The organism is Mesorhizobium sp. M1A.T.Ca.IN.004.03.1.1, assembly GCF_003997555.1.
Classification (GTDB): Bacteria; Pseudomonadota; Alphaproteobacteria; order Rhizobiales; family Rhizobiaceae; genus Mesorhizobium.
Map to the genome: position 1 here is coordinate 1 of NZ_RZTV01000910.1, position 244 is coordinate 244.

At 56.1% G+C, this 244-nt stretch carries 1 protein-coding gene; it reads left to right on the forward strand.

All coding sequences use genetic code 11. From position 1 onward, the window contains the following. Window positions 1-42: 42 nt before the first annotated feature. A partial coding sequence (locus tag EOD29_RS34330; RefSeq protein WP_245475527.1) for a hypothetical protein occupies window positions 43-244 on the forward strand: 202 nt, incomplete at its 3' end.

The window sequence follows — 244 nt, forward strand, 5'->3', positions numbered from 1 at the left end:
GCACGATATGGCTACGCCTCTACGGTTCACCACGCTCAAGGCATGTCCCAGCCGATTTGCTACATCAACTGCGACCATGCCGCAGGCCGTCATTCGGAGGGATACTTTCGCTGGCTTTATTCTGCGCTGACTGTCGGGGAACGCGAGTTGGTGCTAATTAATTTCACTGAAATCCATCCGTTTGATTCCGCAACCTGGAATGCGAGTGCCGTCACGGTTGCCAAGGACATCGCGGTGGGCGCGG